A 15,987-nucleotide genomic window follows, 5' to 3' on the forward strand; every position below is an offset into this window, starting at 1 on the left:
ACCCGGGCCAGAACCGGAGCCAACCAGCACCTCACAGTGGGGGGTAGCTGCCCGTGCCGCCGGGCCAGGCGGTCAAGACCTCATAGCCCGCTTCCGTCACCGCCACCATGTGCTCCCACTGGGCGGAAGGCGACCGGTCTTTGGTCACCACCGTCCAGCCATCAGCCAGCTCTTGCGTATTGCGCCCCCCGGCATTGAGCTAGGGTTAGCCATGAGCACGCTACGGCACCAGCAGTCATGTGTGGCATAGGCAGGCAAGTCTTTTGTTGCCGCCACTTTTACGCTCCCACCTACCTCACTTCACCACTACTCCGCGTGAAGACGGTACCAGCAGGAGACATAACGACATGAACCACACCATCGCCTTGGCGCGTATACCCACCTACTGCGGCGCCTGCCTTTTGTCGCTCACAGCGGGGCTCGTGTTTGCACAATCGCCAGCAGTGAATCAACCCGCCGGGTTGAATTTAGGGCTCACCAGCTTTTATGACGGCTTCTCCGGTGGCCCCGGCTGGGCGTGGCAAACCACCTTGCGCCATTCAGAAGCAAAGAAAATCACCGACTCCAACGGCAATGCCAATGCGGTGTTCAAAGAGCCGAGCATCCGAAGTGATGTGATGGTCAACCAGCTCTCCTACGCCGGTGCAGAAACCTATGGTGGCTGGCGGCCGGCACTGATGCTGATTGTTCCGGTGGTGTCGCTCAATACCAGCTTTGGCGCGGGCCCGTCGCTCAAAGGCGGCGGAACGGCTTTGGGGGATATATCGGTGGATGCCTCGCTGCAAGGCACACCGGTGACCAATACTGAGGGCACGCCCGTGTTTGCGCAGCGCTTTGCGGCTGCCGTCATCCTGCCGACCGGCGAGTACAAAAAAGACTCCGACATCAATCAGGGTTCGGGTTACGTGTCGTTTAACCCATATTGGGCGGCCACCCTGTTCCCCGCCCCCCGATGGGAAATGAGCTGGCGCGCGCACTACCTGTACAACTTCAAAAACGACTCCCCTGCAGCCAGCCGCACCCAGCAAATCAACGGACAAACCGTCACCAACACCCAAGCGGGTGAAGCCGCCTGGGTGAACTTTGGGGCTTCGTATGCCATCACCCCTGACGTGAGCATAGGCATCAATGGGTACTACTTTGAACAACTGAGCAACCACCGGGCCAATGGCGTGAAGCTTGCAGATTCGCGTGAGCGCGTGCTGGGCGTCGGCCCGGGGCTCATGTGACGCATCGACCCCAAAAAGGCACTGTGGGTCAACGCGTACACCGAGAGCATGGTGCGCAACCGCGCCGCGTCGGATTTGAATCTGCAGGTCCGCACCGTGTTTGCGTTTTGAGCAGGCAGACCTTGTCCAGCGCCCCCGACATCCAAAAGCCTGTCATGAAAAACAGTACTTTTATTGAGGCCCACGTGAGCCTCTCCGACACCACTCCCAAGCGGGAGTGGCACACACTGGCGCTGATGGCGCTGGGCTTTGCACTGGTGAACCTCGACCGCTTCATCATGTACCCCTTGCTGCCGGTCATGGCGAGCGAGCTCGGGTTCGACTATCAAGACCTCGGCCTCATCTCCGCGGCGGTCGCACTGACATGGGGCCTGTCCTCGATGCTCTTCGGCCGGCTTTCAGACCGGCTGGGACGCCGTGGCATTTTGGTCACTGCGGTGCTGGCTTTTTCCGTTCTCTGCGGCGCTACCGGACTGGCTATGGGCCTGGGCAGCTTGCTGATGATCCGCGCGATCATGGGCATTTTTGAGGGAGCGTTTGTACCCGTCAGCATTGCTGAAGTGGTGGAGGCTAGCCCACCTCAGCGTGTGGGACGTAACACCGGCATACAGCAATTGATGGCACCACTCGTCGGTAGTGCATTGGCGCCCGTCTTAGCCATCCAACTGCTGCACCTGCTGCCTTCTTGGCGTTGGGTGTTTGCGGTAACCGCATTGCCGGGACTGGTGTGTGCATGGCTCATCTATCGCCACCTCGAAAAGCGGCCGCGCGCGGCCCTCCACGGCATTGCGCCGCCCTCCCTGCCTTTACGCTCCGTGTTGGCAATGCCTAACGTTGCCTTGTGCAGTGCGGGCTTTTGCTTCTGGTTAGCTCCGGTGGTAGTTTTCAGCGCGCTGATGCCCAGCTATTTGACAGACCACCTGCACTTGAGCCTCCAGCAGATGGGCCTGGTGATGTCGATGATTGGCGTAGGGGGTGCGGCGGGCATGCTGGTGCTGCCAACACTCTCCGATCGCTGGGGCCGCAAGACCATGATGGTCATGTGCCTCGCAGTCTCCACTGTGCCTACGTGGATGTTCATGCAAGCCGGAGCCGACCCTGTACAGCTCGCGTTGCTGATGTTTGCGGCGGCGTTTTTCTTCTCCGGCAGTTTGGCCTTGGTGCATTCGGTGACAGCAGACAACGTCCCCGGGCCCTACGTTTCGACGGCTACCGGCTTCATCGTCGGCATCGGTGAAATCATGGGTGGAGCACTCGCACCCGCCATTGCCGGCGGCTTGGCCAAAGCATTCGGTATTCCCGTGATCCTTCCCTTCACCCTCTGCTGCTTGGCTCTCGGCCTAGTTTTTGCCGTGTCGCTGCGCAGCCCAACTCTAAGCCTGAAATGACTCTTACCTCTCTCTTCATCGACAACCACAATATCACCGCACAAGACCAGGGCACCTTTGAGCGCCGCAACCCGGTGAGTGGGCAGCTAGCCTCCACGGGTGTGTGCGCCTCGCCACAAGATGCCGTTCGGGCGGTGGAGGCTGCAAGCCGTGCCTTTCCTGCGTGGTCAGCCACTGGGCCCAATGAGCGCCGCAGCTTGTTGAACAAGGCGGCCGATGCCCTCGAGGCCTTGCGCCCGGCACTTGTACAGGCCATGCAAAGCGAGACCGGCGCTAGTACTTTGTGGTGCGAGTTCAATGTCTCCACCGCCGTGGGCATCGTGCGGGAGGCCGCTGCACTGACCACCCAGATTGCAGGGCAGGTCATCCCCTCTGATGTGCCGGGCAATATGGCGCTGGCCTTGCGTCAACCTGCGGGGGTGGTGCTGGGCATTGCCCCTTGGAACGCGCCGGCCATTCTGGGTATCCGGGCCATTGCCGTGCCATTGGCCTGCGGCAACACCGTGGTCCTGAAAGGCTCTGAGCTGTGCCCGGCCACCCACCGACTGTTAGTCGATGCATTTGCCCACGCCGGCTTTGCGCCCGGGGTGGTGAACTACATCATCCACGCACCCGAGAACGCAGGACCAGTGGTGCAAGCCATGATTGCACACAAGGCGGTAAGGCGGGTGAACTTCACCGGCTCCACCAAAGTCGGCCGAATCATTGCCTTGCAATGCGCAGAGCACCTCAAGCCTGCGCTCTTGGAGCTGGGCGGCAAAGCCCCCTTTGTAGTGCTCGACGATGCAGACCTCGACCAAGCCGCTGAGGCGGCTGCTTTTGGCGCGTTTCTGCATTCAGGGCAAATCTGCATGTCCACCGAGCGCCTGGTGGTGGACGAATCCGTGGCTGACGCATTTGCCGAGCGGCTCAAGGCTAAGGCCCGAGTACTGGTGGCACAGACCGCCGGTTCTCCGATCGCAGCCGTGGTGGACATGTCGACCGTCATTCGGTGCAACGCGCTGATTGAAGACGCTGTGGCCAAAGGCGCCACACTGCTGTGCGGTGGGAAAGCCTCGTCCACCTTGATGGCTCCGACCCTGCTAGACCATGTCACCCCTGATATGCGTATCTACCAGGAAGAATCGTTTGGCCCGGTCAAAGGCATTGTCCGGGTCCGGGGCGCGGATGAGGCGGTGCGCTGTGCCAACGACAACGACTACGGCTTATCGGCCGCTGTCTTTGGACGTGATGCAGCCCGCGCAATGCGTGTGGCCCAGCAGATCGAATCGGGCATTTGCCATATCAACGGCCCCACAGTGCACGACGAGCCACAGATGCATTTCGGTGGCGTCAAGCACAGCGGCATCGGGCACTTCGGCGGTCAGTCCGGCATTGATGCATTCACCGATTTGCGTTGGGTCACCTTGCAGACCACTCCACGCCACTTTCCCTTTTAAACCACTCTCAGTAACTCTGCTCCTCATTCACCGAAAGAAAATATTCCATGTGGTCTAACCGAAATCCTTTCCTGCAAGGCCCGTTCGAACCTTTGCGCAATGCCTATGTAATTGCTGACCTGCATGTAGAAGGCCAGATACCTGACGAACTCAACGGCTCGCTGTACCGCACCGGCTCCAACCAGCACTTTCGACCCAACGATGTGGACCATTTCCACTGGTTTGACGGCGATGGCATGGTGCACGCCTTCCATCTGCAAAACGGACGTGCCAGTTATTGCAACCGCTTGGTGGAGACTGATGGCCTGAAGGTCGAGCGTGCGGCGGGCCGCGCGCTGTACAACGGAATCAGCGGCCACTCGGACCAGCCACAAGGGCCCTTGCCGGAGGGGGCGCCGACGATCAAATCCGTCGCTGGCATCAACGTCATTTCGCTGGCGGGCAAGGTGTTAACCATGCACGAAGTGGACCCCTATTACTGGGACCTGGATCCGCTGACCCTGGAAACACGGGGAAAATTCGACTTTGGTGGCGACTTTGAAACCATGCTGACCGCCCACCCCCACATGGATCACCATACGGGCGAAATGCTGTTTTACGCGCACGACAACGAGGCGCAAACCCTGGATTGCTTTGCCACCGATCCGCAGGGCAAGGTACTATCGCGCCACAGGGTGGCACTGCCTTTCAAACCGTGGATACACGACTTTGCATTCACCGAGCATTACTATGTATTCGTATTCGGCCCGGTCCGTATCCAGCCCTACGCGCCCCACTTGGTACCTATGGGCAAAAGCGCACTAAGTTTCGAGCCCGGCGCGCACACGCACGTTTTGCTGGTGCACCGCCACACGGGTGAGGCGCTGTGGCTGGACAGCGATTTGTACCTGACACTGGGCCACTTCCTTAATGCACATGAGGTGGACGGCACCGTAGTGATTGATGCCTCCATCACCCGGACCCTGGAGCCCGGGTTCACCGGGAGGGTGGAGGATTTCTACCCCTTCCCACTGGTAGATGCGCCCTCCCCTTTCTCCGCCCCAGAGCTCCACCGCATGGTCGTCAACCTGAGCAGTGGTACGGTGCAGACCACGCGCATCGGAGATTTCAATGCAGAGTTTGGCCGGCCTAATGAGCGGTTCATGGGCCGTCCCTGCCGCTATGGCTACATGACGGGCATTCACCAACCCGGGCCCCAGACCCGGGGCTTTAACTGCATCGTCAAACACGACTACCAAACCGGTGTGAGCAGTTTCCAGCATCTGTCCACCGGCTATGACAGCACCCCGGGAGAGGCCATTTTTGTACCGAAGCAGGGAGCGGCCACTGAGGATGAAGGCTGGTTGATGGTGGTGTGGTGGGACCCCGTGCGCAACGCCAGTGAGCTAGTCATTCACGATGCCCGAGACATCTCCGGTGAGCCCGTGGCACGGATTCAGCTGGACCACCATATTCCGCTGGGCTTTCACGGCAATTGGATCGCCGCCTGAGCGTCAATGTTGAGTGCGATAGAGCTTGGGCGACACGCCCAGGCTCTGTTTGAAAGTCCGGCTGAAGTGCGACGAACTGGAAAAGCCCCAAGCCAGCGCGATCTCGGTGATTGATTGCTTATCGTTTGCCGGATTGCGCATTGCGCTTGCGCACTGAGCCACCCGACGGTGCCAGATGTGGTCCATGGGTGACCCCATGTGCTCCTCTGCAAAAGCCCGGTACACGCTGCGCACTGAGCACCCGCAACCCTGCGCCACCCGGTCTGGCGATAGCTCGGGATCAGCGAGATGGTTCTCGATAAATTGCTTGATACGCAGCAGGTGTGCGCTTTGGTGGAGATCGCTCGCGCTGGGGTCCGAGAATTCTTGCAGCGCATTCCAAGCCATGCCGCAGATGGCATCCACCAAGGTATTCGTCGCATGAGCCGGCACCCGGTCAAACTGCCTGTAGGCCTCCCTCAGAATCGTTTGCACCAGCCGCGCACTGCCGCCCCGCCCGTCGCAACGCTTGGCGCTACCACGCACGACTAAATCCGCCAATGCAGCGTCTTCCGGAGGGGGCAGCGTGAGAACGATTTGGTCACATCCCGACGGGTTGTGCAGCGCAAACGGACGACCGGTGTCCAGCAAGCACCAGTCCCCCGGGGCTAGCTGTCCGGTGCGCCCGCTTTGCTCAAAAAACGAGACCGGCTTTTGTTGCATCAGCAGCATCAAAGGGCTGGGGTGACTGGTGCTGAGCTCTACCGCCGGTCGCACAAACCGGTGCGGTGCAGCGACCATGCGGCACAGGAAGCCGTTACCCAAGGCACCGAACTCCAGACTACCGGTGAACGGTGCACCGCCTTCAGCCGCCCAGCGGCCGGGGTCGTGCTCCAATTCCTCGCCCATGTTTTGCCCAAGGTGGCGACTGATCATGTTGCGCCATGACGGCAGCCGCTCACCCGGGCTCAGAGTATTCACAGACACATAGGCACGGTGAGGCATAGCAAGGCCTTTCCAAGGATCGGGCGGGCCCGTGATCAGGCTCGCACCCGGAGGATAGCGGCAAAGTACTCCGCCAACGCATTACGCGCATCGAGTGGGAGTATGTGCCCGACATATTGGTCCGGCCGGACAATCACCACGCAGCCCTGAGTGCGGTCAATGCCGCGCATCGTGAAGATGTCCTTTTCTGGAGACAGGTCGGCGCAGAATACTTTTTCATAGTCACACAGGCCCAAGCGCCCGACCTTGGGCCGAAGCAAGGCTGGCATGGCGGTGCAATCCAACGCCCGAAAGCCCTGTTGGAACACAGCACGCACATCAATGACCGCATCCACATCCTCGCCCGGGGCGGTATGGCGGCGCACCGGGGATGCCGGGTCGGTTTCCAGCCAGTGACACAGCGCAGCCACAGGCCCTTGGGCCGTTCCCTGGTCGCTAGCTGGCGCAAAAAGAAGCACCCGGAAGCGCGCATCCGCGTCAATGCAGTGCCCTAAATGCATCGGTCTAGCATCGGCCAGGCGAACCACGGGCGCTGAGTGGAAGCGCTTGCCGATGTCAAAGCCCGTTGCCAGGTGTTGCGACTCAGGTGTACCCGTCAAGGCACCGGGCTCGTATTGCACAGTCAGGCCGCAGGTGAAAGGCAGGTTGTTGACAAATTCCCGGGCCACGCGGGGCAGGCCATCAGTCACGGTATCCGGTGCGGTGGAGCCCACCACACGGGCCCATTTATGGTCAAACTCCACCAGGCTTTGGGCAGCCGCACGCCGCTCGCCGGAGTAGGTGTGCAGCAGGGAGGCGTCGGCCCGGCCCGTCAGCACGGAGACCAGCTTCCAGCCCAGGTTAAAGGTATCACCCATGGACACATTCATGCCCTGCCCCGCTTTCGGGCTGTGGGTGTGACAGGCATCCCCCGCCAGCATGACGCGAGGGAAGCGGGTGGCCACCTCGCCGGCAGGTACGTCATCGAATTTATCGGTTAAGCGGTGGCCGATTTCGTAGATGGACCACCACACCACGTCTTTTACGTCCAGCGTGAAGGGGTGAAAGATGCGTTGGGCTTTGGCAATGATGTCTTGGGCCCCCATCCCGCGGTCGGCCACGCGCTCATGCTCGCCCAGCGCCTCCAGTTCGACATACAGCCTCACCAAATGTCCGCCCTCACGCGGCAGCACCATCAGGATGCCGGTATCTTGAGAGCGCACGAACGACTTCATGCGCCAGTCCGGGAAGTCGGTTGTCGCCAGCAAGTCCATCACGCCCCAAGCGTGGTGGGCGGCATCGCCATGCAAGGTGCCACCAATCGCCTTGCGCACCGTGGATCGTGCGCCGTCGCATCCAACGACGTAGTTGGCACGCAGTGTGGAGATTTGCCCCAATCGCACAGGGTCGGTGTGCTCCAAAGTCACGGTCACAGGGTACTCGCTGGCATCGGGGTCCACCTGAAGATCTACAACCTTCAGCCCGTAGTCGGGCTCCAGCTTGGTAGGGCTATTGCGCATCACATCCATGAACATGTCATGCACGCGTGCCTGATTCAAAAGCACGTGAGGCATTTCAGAGATGCCATCGGGTACATCCTGGACGCGAGCCACACGCTCCAAGCCGGTGCTTTGTCCAGCCCCCCAAAAAGTCGTCTCATTGATCCACATCGACTCGCGCATGACCTTCTCGGCGAATCCGAATGCCTGAAACATCTCCATAGAGCGCACGCTGATGCCATCGGCCTGCCCTTTTTCCATCGGGCCCAATTTAGGCTCAACCACCATGGTGCGAATCAGCGGCTCACGGGCCAGTTGTGCTGCCAGACACAGGCCGGCTGGGCCTGAGCCGGCAATCAACACATCAATGGTTGCGGGTAGTGGGTCGCCAGCACGCCGGTGGCCGGGCGCTGCGGCCGATACATCCGGGTCTCCGGGCACAAATCCGTGGGTGTGGTACTGCATGTCGTCTCCTGGTGGGCCGAAGCCGTTGATTAATTAATATGTATGCATATGATATTTATACAAATTAAAAGTGTCAACGATCCCGGTAAGACCGCTTAAGCTCGCGGTGATGCGAAATAGCGGAGACAGACATGGATATGAGCAGAGTGGCCGGGCACCTGATTCGGCGCTTACACCAACAGTCGGTGCAGGTCTTCCAGACCCACACACAAGCAGCCGGCTTTGAACTAACGTCGGTGCAATTTGCTGCACTCAACACCATCGCGGAGCAACCCGATATCGATCAAGCCAGCCTGTCTACGGCTATCAGTTTCGACCGCGCAACTATCGGCGGAGTGATTGAACGTCTGGAACGCAAAGAGTTGATACGGCGCGTAGTCTGCACGGAGGACCGCCGGGCGAGGCGCCTGCGGCTGACGCCCCAAGGCGAGGCGCTCTTGGCAGCCTGCCGCCCGGTGATAGACGCCTTGCAGGCCGACATTCTGGGGCCCCTGTCGCCCGCGGAGCGGGATGTGTTTCTTCAGCTGGCCAGCAAGGCACTCCGGCTGGATGGATAGATAGACAGCCCAGTGTTATGAACCCTAGCGCTCCCGGTACAAATAGAAGTTGAGATGACCACTTTACTGATCAACGGAATCCATCTGTATTACGAAGTTCACGGCATGGGACCGCCGCTTCTTTTACTTCATGGGTTTGGGGGGGGCAGCGAAACATTGGCAGCCATTTTTACCTAAGCTATCAGAACACTTTTAGCTCGTCTAGCTCGTCATTGTCGATCTTCGGGGCCACGGTCACTCAACCAGCTCAAGCGAGCCTTTTACTCATCGCCCAGCCGCGCATGATGTTGTGTGCTTGCTTGATCAGCGCGACTGCGCACTTTCCCCCACAGGCCAGAAGCATCATGCGGTCGACCTCATTTGAACGCATGCCGGAATTCGTCCGAGAAATGTATCGAGAATGCGCCACGCGCGGGGAGGAGCAAATCCACGATCTCGTATTCCAATTTAATGCGCTTCATGACAACCACGATGACATGAATTTTTCAACCAGCTGTCTAGAAAAGATAACGGCCCACACCCTGATTGTCCATGGTGATAGCGACCAGTTTTTTCCAGTGGATATCGCCGAAGCAATGCATGCCTACATCCGGAGTTCGACGATGCACATAGTCTCTGGAGCACGCCATGTCGCACTCGGAGATCCTGCGCTTCCATTTCTTGAGGTGGCTTGCCCCTTTTTACTGTCGCGAAATCTCGAAGCTATGGGGAAAAAAGTACCCTAGGTGGGCAGCGCCGGGTTCGCCGGTGAGTCCAAGTGCGAGCAGCGACGGGAGAATGGCTCCTCCATCCGAATTCTTGCCATCCTTGCCAATAAAGGGATGCCAGCCAGTTCTTCACACCCAGCCCGTGGAGCTTGCCGAAGCTACGGTGGGGCGAGACCTCGTCCGAACAAAGCACTGTGTCCTTCCCGACAGCGGCACCGGAAGGCCTCCGATCTGCTTGAGCAATCGGTCTTGCAGCTTAGCTGTCAGCCTGCCTCGCGCATTAGTGATTGCAGAAAACCTCAAATCCACTATGTTGGAGCGGTTGAGATAACAATAGTCAGTGACTTCGTTGGATCGGGAGTTTTTGCAAATCTAACGTGGGGGTCAACATGGGTTTTTTAAACCGGTGGAGTGTCAAGGCACGGCTTAGTTTCGGTTACGCGGTCATGACCCTCATCGTGGTCTTGATTGCAGCAGAGGGCCTGATTGCTCTCTCCAATGCCAAGTCAGATTTCGAGCGACAGGTATTCCAGCTCAACAAGCTCACCCAGCTCAGCAACCAAACACTCGATGCCACCAACGCCCGCGCAGTCGGTGCGCGCAACCTGGTCATCAGCTCACCGCAAGCCGGTATTGAGCGTGACAAGGCAGCAATTGAGAAGGCGCATGCAGACGTCCAAAAGCATATTGCGGACATTGACAGCATGCTCGTCCAAGACAACTTCAAGGGCAGTGAACTCGCCCGGGCCTTCGAGGCCGTCAAAAAAACCGAGTCAGTCTATGGTCCGGTCGCGCTGGAGATCACCGCATTGGGTGTAGCCGGCAAGCGTGAGGAGGCGATTGCAGGCATCAACGCCAAATGCCGTCCCTTGCTGGACCAGCTGCTGGCTGACCTCCACGAATTCGGCAAACTCAGCGAGGCGGCAGGCCAGGCCAACGTGGTGGAGTCAGAGCGTGATTTCGGCGTGCTGCGCAACACCTTGATCGTGCTCACTCTTCTGGGCTTGACCATTGCCATCACCATGGGTGTGGGCACCACCCGCTCCATCACACGTCCCCTGCTCACTGCCCGTGCGGCAGCTAAATCCTTTGCCCATGGCGACCTGAGCACCGCACTCGTGGCAGAGGGCAAAGACGAAATCGCACAACTCGTACAGGCGCTGGAAGCGATGCGGCTGGAGCTGTCCGGCATCGTGGCGGCAGTGCGTCACAGTGCCGAGACCGTCTCCAACGCGAGTGCGGAGATCGCCACCGGCAATCACGACCTATCGGGTCGTACCGAAAGCCAGGCCAGCGCCTTGGAGCAAACGTCGGCAAGCATGGAAGAGGTGAACTCCTCCATCCGCCAGAATGCCGATAACTCCCAACAGGCCAGACAACTGGTGGCAGATGCCTCGCAAATTGCCTCACAGGGCGGCAGCACGGTGAGCGAGGTGGTCAGCACCATGCGCGGCATCAGTGACAGCTCTAAACGGATTTCAGACATCACCAGCATCATTGACGGTATTGCCTTCCAGACCAACATCCTGGCGCTCAATGCCGCGGTAGAGGCCGCCCGGGCGGGCGAACAAGGTCGGGGCTTTGCGGTGGTAGCTAGCGAGGTGCGCTCCCTGGCCAGCCGGTCGGCAGAAGCAGCCAAAGAAATCAAAAAGCTCATCGGCGACAACGTGCAGCGCATCGAGCAAGGTGGGGTCCAGGCCGAGCGCGCGGGCACCATCATGTCTGAGGTGGTTAGCAGCATCAGTGGCCTCAACACCGTGATTACCGAGATTTCGATGGCCAGCCGCGAGCAAAGTGATGGGGTTGCCCAGATTGATGTGGCGATCCAGCAAATGGACCAGGTCACACAACAGAACGCCGCCTTGGTCGAAGAAATGGCCGCCGCTGCCAGCAGCCTGAGCAGCCAATCCCGCGATTTGGTGCAAGTCGTCGCCCGATTCAAGCTCAACCCGCTCGACGCGCGAAGCCTGTCCATCGGCCATGCCGGAAGCCCCGGCATGCTGGCGCTGCAGTACTAGCCCAAGAAACGCAACATCCCGTAGAGAGACAACGCGCCGCAGACCGCGAGCATGCCCGTTTTAACCGCGCGGTTGCTCGACAGTGCGCCGGCAATGCTCAGTACCAGAATGGCGATAAAGATAAAGCTCGTTTTCATGGCCGGGATGCTAACGCGTAGCCGTACAGCCACGGCAAATCCAGGAGTTTTTCACCCAATAAGCCCATCGCCGCATCGCGCGCCATGCGCATAGGCCCCGTGAGGTGAAAAACCTGACCGTTTCGAATGGCCCGCGCCTGCACCCGCGCGTTGCGCTGCCAGCGGGCCGCGGCATAGTGCGCCAGTGCAGCAGGTGTGTCGCCCTGCAAGGTTTGTAACGATGCAGCGAGTTGCTGGGCGTCTTCAATCGCCATTCCAGCGCCTTGGGCGAGGTAGGGGCGCATTGGATGGGCTGCGTCTCCGAGCAAAGCACAGCGACCTAGCGCCATCTCACGTGCACTGCGCATAGGAGCGCGGTCACTGAGCGCCCACAAGCGCCAGTCATCAATCGCATGCACCAAGTCCAGCAGCGGGCCACCCGCGTTGGCCAAACGCGCCCGCAGTTCACCGGCATTGGCGGTGTGATCCCATGCCGTGGGGTCGCCAGCCAACGCGCCATGCACGATCACCACCACGTTCAGCCATTCGCCACCTCGCACGGGGTATTGAACAGCGTGGAAATGCGGCCCCATCCACGCGGTAACAACCTGGGACCGGATTGCCGGGGGCAGCGCACTTTGCAAAACCATCGCCCGGTAGGCCAAGTGCCCTGTCACCCGTGGCGCGCCATCGCCTATCAGTTGGCGACGCAGCGCGCTCCACACACCATCGGCGCCCACCACACAACCAGCCTCCAGCTCTTGGCCCTCTTGGGTGATCAAGCGCACCTGCTCTTCGTGACGTGCCACGCTGGCAACACGGGTGTTGAGCGTCATATCCACCGCACCTATGCGCACAACCGCCTCGCGCAACAAACCGTGCAAATCCTGCCGGGCGATGGTGGCATAAGGGGCGCCATAACGCGCCAACGCCTGAGTCCCCAGCGGCAGGGTACCCAACAATCGGGAGCTCATGGCGCTGCGCACCTCCAGCCGCTCCGGGAAAACAGCTACCTGAGACAGCTCTTGTTGAAAGCCCCAGTCATGCAACACTCGGGTGACATTCGGGCCCAGCTGCACACCAGCCCCGACTTCTCCAAACGCTGGGGCCTGCTCCAGCAGCCGCAGCCCTCCCTGCCTATGCCCTGAGAACACGCCTTGCCGGCTGCACGCCAATGCCGCAGCCAAGCCGCCTATGCCTCCCCCCACGATCACCATGTTGTGCTTCATAGACCTGAATTCTGCCGTGCGGCCCACGCAACAAGACTGCGCCAGCGCAAATTACCCCTCACTTCGCGCCGGCACCTTGCGATGGGTGCCATGCAGATGCCCCGAGGGTGGAGCGCCTGCCGACTGCACCGCGAGCCCCTCCAAAATCCCACAGTGCGCACTGTCCAGAACCCCGATGCACTGGGCCCGCAACGCCTTGAGGTGCTTTTCCAGCGCCCGCAGTTCACGGATACGCTGGGCCACATGGCCGATGTGGGCATCCAGCAAAGCATTAACGTTGGCGCAGTTGTCGGCCGGCGAATCCTGAAAAGCCAGCAGCGCGCGGATCTCGTCGAGGCTCATGTCGAGGCTGCGACAGTGGCGGACAAACTGCAGCCGCTGGGTGTGAGCGTCGGAGTAGTGGCGGTAGTTGGCATCGGTGCGGGCCGCGGCAGGCAACAAGCCCTCGCGCTCGTAGTAGCGGATGGTTTCCACCGGGGTGGAGGTGGCCTTGGCCAGATCGCCGATTTTCATGATGAGCCCTGCAATAACCTTGTTGCAGTGTAGCGCTTGACCCTGAAGTGGCTACAGGGTTTCCAATGGCGGCATTGAAAGGAAACACCATGTCTCACGCTTGCGAACACCACACCCCTTCTGCCCACAGCGTTCTTGATTTGCGTCGCTACCGCAGGGTGTTGTGGGTGGCCTTATGGATCAACGCCGCCATGTTCGGCGTGGAGCTGTTCAGTGGCTGGCACTCGGGCTCGCTGTCCCTTTTGGCGGACTCGATTGACTTTGCGGGTGACGCGCTCAACTACGGCGTGTCGCTGGCGGTACTGTCTGCCGCCCTGGCTTGGCGGGCACGCGCGGCAGTGGTCAAGGCGCTGTGCATGATGGGGTTTGGCGCCCTGATATTGGGCCGCGCAGTTTGGAGCCTTTTCACCGGCACAGTCCCGGACGCCACCACCATGGGCGTGGTCGGCCTGCTGGCACTGGTGGCCAATGTGTCGGTCGCGTGGATACTCTATGCCTTCCGCGAAGGCGACGCCAATATGCGCAGCGTGTGGCTGTGCTCGCGCAATGACGCCATCGGCAATGTACTGGTCATGTTGGCTGCCGCTGGAGTGCTCGGTACCGGCAGCGGCTGGCCGGATTTGCTCGTGGCCGCCGGCATGGCAGCGCTGGCGCTACACGGCGGTTGGCAAGTGATGCGCCAGGCCCGCCGGGAACTGGCGCACTAAAGGGCTCGGCGCTCAGTTGGCGACGGTAAAGCGCTTCTTGATGTGCTTAGGCGTTTCCAGCTCGTCCACGATGGCCACCGCCAGGTCGTCCACCGAAATGCTGCCGGGCGCTCCGCCCTCTGCCCACAAAGGCTCATCGGCACCCACGCGGTATTGGCCGGTGCGCACGCCGGGGTTCAGCAAGATGGGGGGAGACACAAAAGACCAATCCAGAGCAGATTCTTGTTGGATCAGGTTCAACGCATCGCGGGCGGCAGAGGCTGCCACTTTGATCTCGGCGGGGAACTCAGGGGTATCCACCAGCTGCACGCCGGGCGCCACAAACAGGCTACCCGCGCCGCCCACCATCAAGAAGCGCTTCACGCCGGACTGCTTGACGCCGTCAAAAATGGCGCGAGTGGCTTGCAAAAAGATTTCGCCGATGCGCGGCTCGGTCCAACCGGGGTTGTAAGCGCTAACCACCGCATCATGGCCGGCAGCAGCCTGAGAGACTTGGGCAGCATCTAAGGCGTCGGCAGACACCACGGTCAAGCCGGCTTGGGCAGCCAGCTTGGTCGGATTGCGGGCCAACACGGTCACTTGGTGGCCACGGCTCAGCAACTCAGCCAACAAAGGGGTGCCCACAAAACCTGTGGCGCCAATCAATGCGATCTTCATAAAAACTCCTGTTTGATGGTGGATAAACAATGGCGTTAGTGTGATTGCTTCACGAAAACCTGAATAGACGGTAAATTTCGCTTTCACCGTGAAGTAAAACTTAACAATTAGATATGGACCAACTCAAACGCATGGCCGTATTTGCCGAAGTGGTCGCTGCTGGCAGCCTCAGCGGCGCAGCCCGCCAGCTCGGCATGACGCCCTCCGCCGTCAGCCAGCACCTCCGCCAGCTGGAAGACGCGCTGGGCTTGGCGCTGCTCCACCGGTCCACCCGCAAGCTGACGCTGACAGAGGCCGGCGCCCGCTATGTAGAGGGCTGCACCGCCATGGTGGCAGCCGCCCGCGCCGCCAACCAGGCGCTGGAGCACCACCGCGACGAGCCCGAGGGTGAGCTGCGCATTGCCGCACCCATTGGCTTTGGCAGCGTGCTGGCCACCGCGCTGGCACCGCTGCACCACTTTCCCAAGCTCAGCCTACACCTGCTGATGGACGATGCGCTGGTGGATGTGATTGGTGAGCGGGTGGACATTGCGGTGCGGGTGGCCACCCTGCAGGACTCGAGTCTGGTGGCGCGCAAGCTGGGCACGCTGCGGGCGCAGCTGTGTGCCTCGCCCGCCTATCTGGCCGCACGCGGCTGGCCCCAGCACCCGGCCGACCTGGCGCGGCACGACTGGTTGGGTGGCCGCCCGCACTCGGCCTCGCACGAGGTGCTGCAGCTGCATAGCAACGACGGGCAAGTGGCGCGGGTGGAGGTCACCTCTCGCGCGTCGGCCACGCAGGTCACCGCCCTGCATGCCCTGTGCGTAGCGGGCTGGGGCATCAGCATTGTGCTGAGTGACGACGACCGCCGCGCCCTGGCCGATGGCCGCCTAGTGCCTGTGCTGCCGGACTGGCGCCCGCCAGACTACGACGCCTACGCCATCACCGTGCGCCGTGGCGAGCAGCCTGCCAAGGTGCGCCATGCGCTGGACCTGCTCGTCCAGTACTTTGCGACCCTGAAGGTCTAGTGG

General features: G+C 60.7%; 15 protein-coding genes and 1 pseudogene. 9 read left to right on the forward strand and 7 right to left on the reverse strand.

Annotated features, from left to right (window positions below; all coding sequences use genetic code 11):
- Nucleotides 1-31: 31 nt before the first annotated feature.
- Nucleotides 32-199, reverse strand: a pseudogene (locus U5L73_RS13685) (type I methionyl aminopeptidase); the annotation flags it as partial.
- Between the two features lie 148 nt (nucleotides 200-347).
- Between U5L73_RS13685 and U5L73_RS13690 the strand changes: the two are divergent.
- The 4 genes from U5L73_RS13690 (at nucleotide 348) to U5L73_RS13705 (ending at nucleotide 5,546) form a co-directional block, all read left to right on the forward strand.
- Complete coding sequence (locus U5L73_RS13690) at nucleotides 348-1,229, forward strand: SphA family protein (protein WP_322562860.1); 882 nt, start codon at nucleotides 348-350, stop codon at nucleotides 1,227-1,229.
- 155 nt (nucleotides 1,230-1,384) lie between these two features.
- A complete protein-coding gene (locus U5L73_RS13695) occupies nucleotides 1,385-2,617 on the forward strand; it encodes an MFS transporter (protein WP_322562861.1) in 1,233 nt (410 codons plus the stop codon).
- Nucleotides 2,614-4,056 (forward strand): aldehyde dehydrogenase, encoded by a 1,443-nt coding sequence (locus U5L73_RS13700; protein WP_322562862.1) that lies wholly within the window; start codon nucleotides 2,614-2,616, stop codon nucleotides 4,054-4,056. Before U5L73_RS13695 ends, U5L73_RS13700 begins: the two co-directional genes overlap by 4 nt.
- A 47-nt stretch (nucleotides 4,057-4,103) precedes the next feature.
- Entirely contained in the window at nucleotides 4,104-5,546 is a 1,443-nt protein-coding gene (locus U5L73_RS13705; RefSeq protein WP_322562863.1) for a carotenoid oxygenase family protein, read from the forward strand.
- 3 nt (nucleotides 5,547-5,549) lie between these two features.
- Here U5L73_RS13705 and U5L73_RS13710 read toward each other — a convergent pair whose 3' ends face one another.
- Both U5L73_RS13710 and U5L73_RS13715 read right to left on the reverse strand, forming a co-directional pair.
- Entirely contained in the window at nucleotides 5,550-6,530 is a 981-nt protein-coding gene (locus tag U5L73_RS13710; protein WP_322562864.1) for a helix-turn-helix domain-containing protein, read from the reverse strand.
- A 35-nt stretch (nucleotides 6,531-6,565) separates the two neighbouring features.
- Nucleotides 6,566-8,473, reverse strand: a complete 1,908-nt coding sequence (locus U5L73_RS13715; RefSeq protein ID WP_322562865.1) for an FAD-dependent monooxygenase — start codon at nucleotides 8,471-8,473, stop codon at nucleotides 6,566-6,568.
- Between the two features lie 131 nt (nucleotides 8,474-8,604).
- On the opposite strand from U5L73_RS13715, the gene U5L73_RS13720 reads away from it, so the two are divergent.
- The 3 genes from U5L73_RS13720 to U5L73_RS13730 all read left to right on the forward strand — a co-directional run bounded on the left by U5L73_RS13720 (nucleotide 8,605) and on the right by U5L73_RS13730 (nucleotide 11,755).
- Complete coding sequence (locus U5L73_RS13720; RefSeq protein ID WP_322562866.1) at nucleotides 8,605-9,030, forward strand: MarR family transcriptional regulator; 426 nt, start codon at nucleotides 8,605-8,607, stop codon at nucleotides 9,028-9,030.
- Between the two features lie 344 nt (nucleotides 9,031-9,374).
- Nucleotides 9,375-9,755 (forward strand): alpha/beta hydrolase, encoded by a 381-nt coding sequence (locus U5L73_RS13725; RefSeq protein ID WP_322562867.1) that lies wholly within the window; start codon nucleotides 9,375-9,377, stop codon nucleotides 9,753-9,755.
- 371 nt (nucleotides 9,756-10,126) lie between these two features.
- Nucleotides 10,127-11,755 (forward strand): methyl-accepting chemotaxis protein, encoded by a 1,629-nt coding sequence (locus tag U5L73_RS13730; protein WP_322562868.1) that lies wholly within the window; start codon nucleotides 10,127-10,129, stop codon nucleotides 11,753-11,755.
- Here the strand turns inward: U5L73_RS13730 and U5L73_RS13735 are convergent.
- The 3 genes from U5L73_RS13735 to cadR are packed head-to-tail and all read right to left on the reverse strand — an operon-like array spanning nucleotide 11,752 to nucleotide 13,613.
- Complete coding sequence (locus tag U5L73_RS13735; RefSeq protein WP_322562869.1) at nucleotides 11,752-11,892, reverse strand: hypothetical protein; 141 nt, start codon at nucleotides 11,890-11,892, stop codon at nucleotides 11,752-11,754. The genes U5L73_RS13730 and U5L73_RS13735 overlap by 4 nt on opposite strands.
- Nucleotides 11,889-13,100, reverse strand: coding sequence for an FAD-dependent monooxygenase (locus U5L73_RS13740; RefSeq protein WP_322562870.1), 1,212 nt, complete (start codon nucleotides 13,098-13,100; stop codon nucleotides 11,889-11,891). The genes U5L73_RS13735 and U5L73_RS13740 overlap by 4 nt, the downstream gene beginning before the upstream one ends.
- 51 nt (nucleotides 13,101-13,151) lie before the next feature.
- Nucleotides 13,152-13,613 carry a Cd(II)/Pb(II)-responsive transcriptional regulator gene (gene cadR / locus U5L73_RS13745; protein WP_322562871.1) on the reverse strand — a complete coding sequence of 154 codons (462 nt, stop codon included), beginning with the start codon at nucleotides 13,611-13,613 and terminating at the stop codon, nucleotides 13,152-13,154.
- 89 nt (nucleotides 13,614-13,702) lie between these two features.
- Between cadR and U5L73_RS13750 the strand changes: the two genes are divergently transcribed.
- Nucleotides 13,703-14,320 (forward strand): cation transporter, encoded by a 618-nt coding sequence (locus U5L73_RS13750; protein ID WP_322562872.1) that lies wholly within the window; start codon nucleotides 13,703-13,705, stop codon nucleotides 14,318-14,320.
- A gap of 12 nt (nucleotides 14,321-14,332) precedes the next feature.
- Here the strand turns inward: U5L73_RS13750 and U5L73_RS13755 are convergent, their stop codons facing one another.
- Nucleotides 14,333-14,977, reverse strand: coding sequence for an NAD(P)-dependent oxidoreductase (locus U5L73_RS13755; protein WP_322562873.1), 645 nt, complete (start codon nucleotides 14,975-14,977; stop codon nucleotides 14,333-14,335).
- A 113-nt stretch (nucleotides 14,978-15,090) separates the two neighbouring features.
- Between U5L73_RS13755 and U5L73_RS13760 the strand changes: the two genes are divergently transcribed.
- Nucleotides 15,091-15,984, forward strand: a complete 894-nt coding sequence (locus tag U5L73_RS13760; RefSeq protein WP_322562874.1) for a LysR family transcriptional regulator — start codon at nucleotides 15,091-15,093, stop codon at nucleotides 15,982-15,984.
- The last annotated feature ends 3 nt before the right edge of the window (nucleotides 15,985-15,987 follow it).

Origin of the sequence: Rhodoferax sp. (assembly GCF_034520025.1) — a bacterium.
Lineage (GTDB): Bacteria > Pseudomonadota > Gammaproteobacteria > Burkholderiales > Burkholderiaceae_C > Allorhodoferax.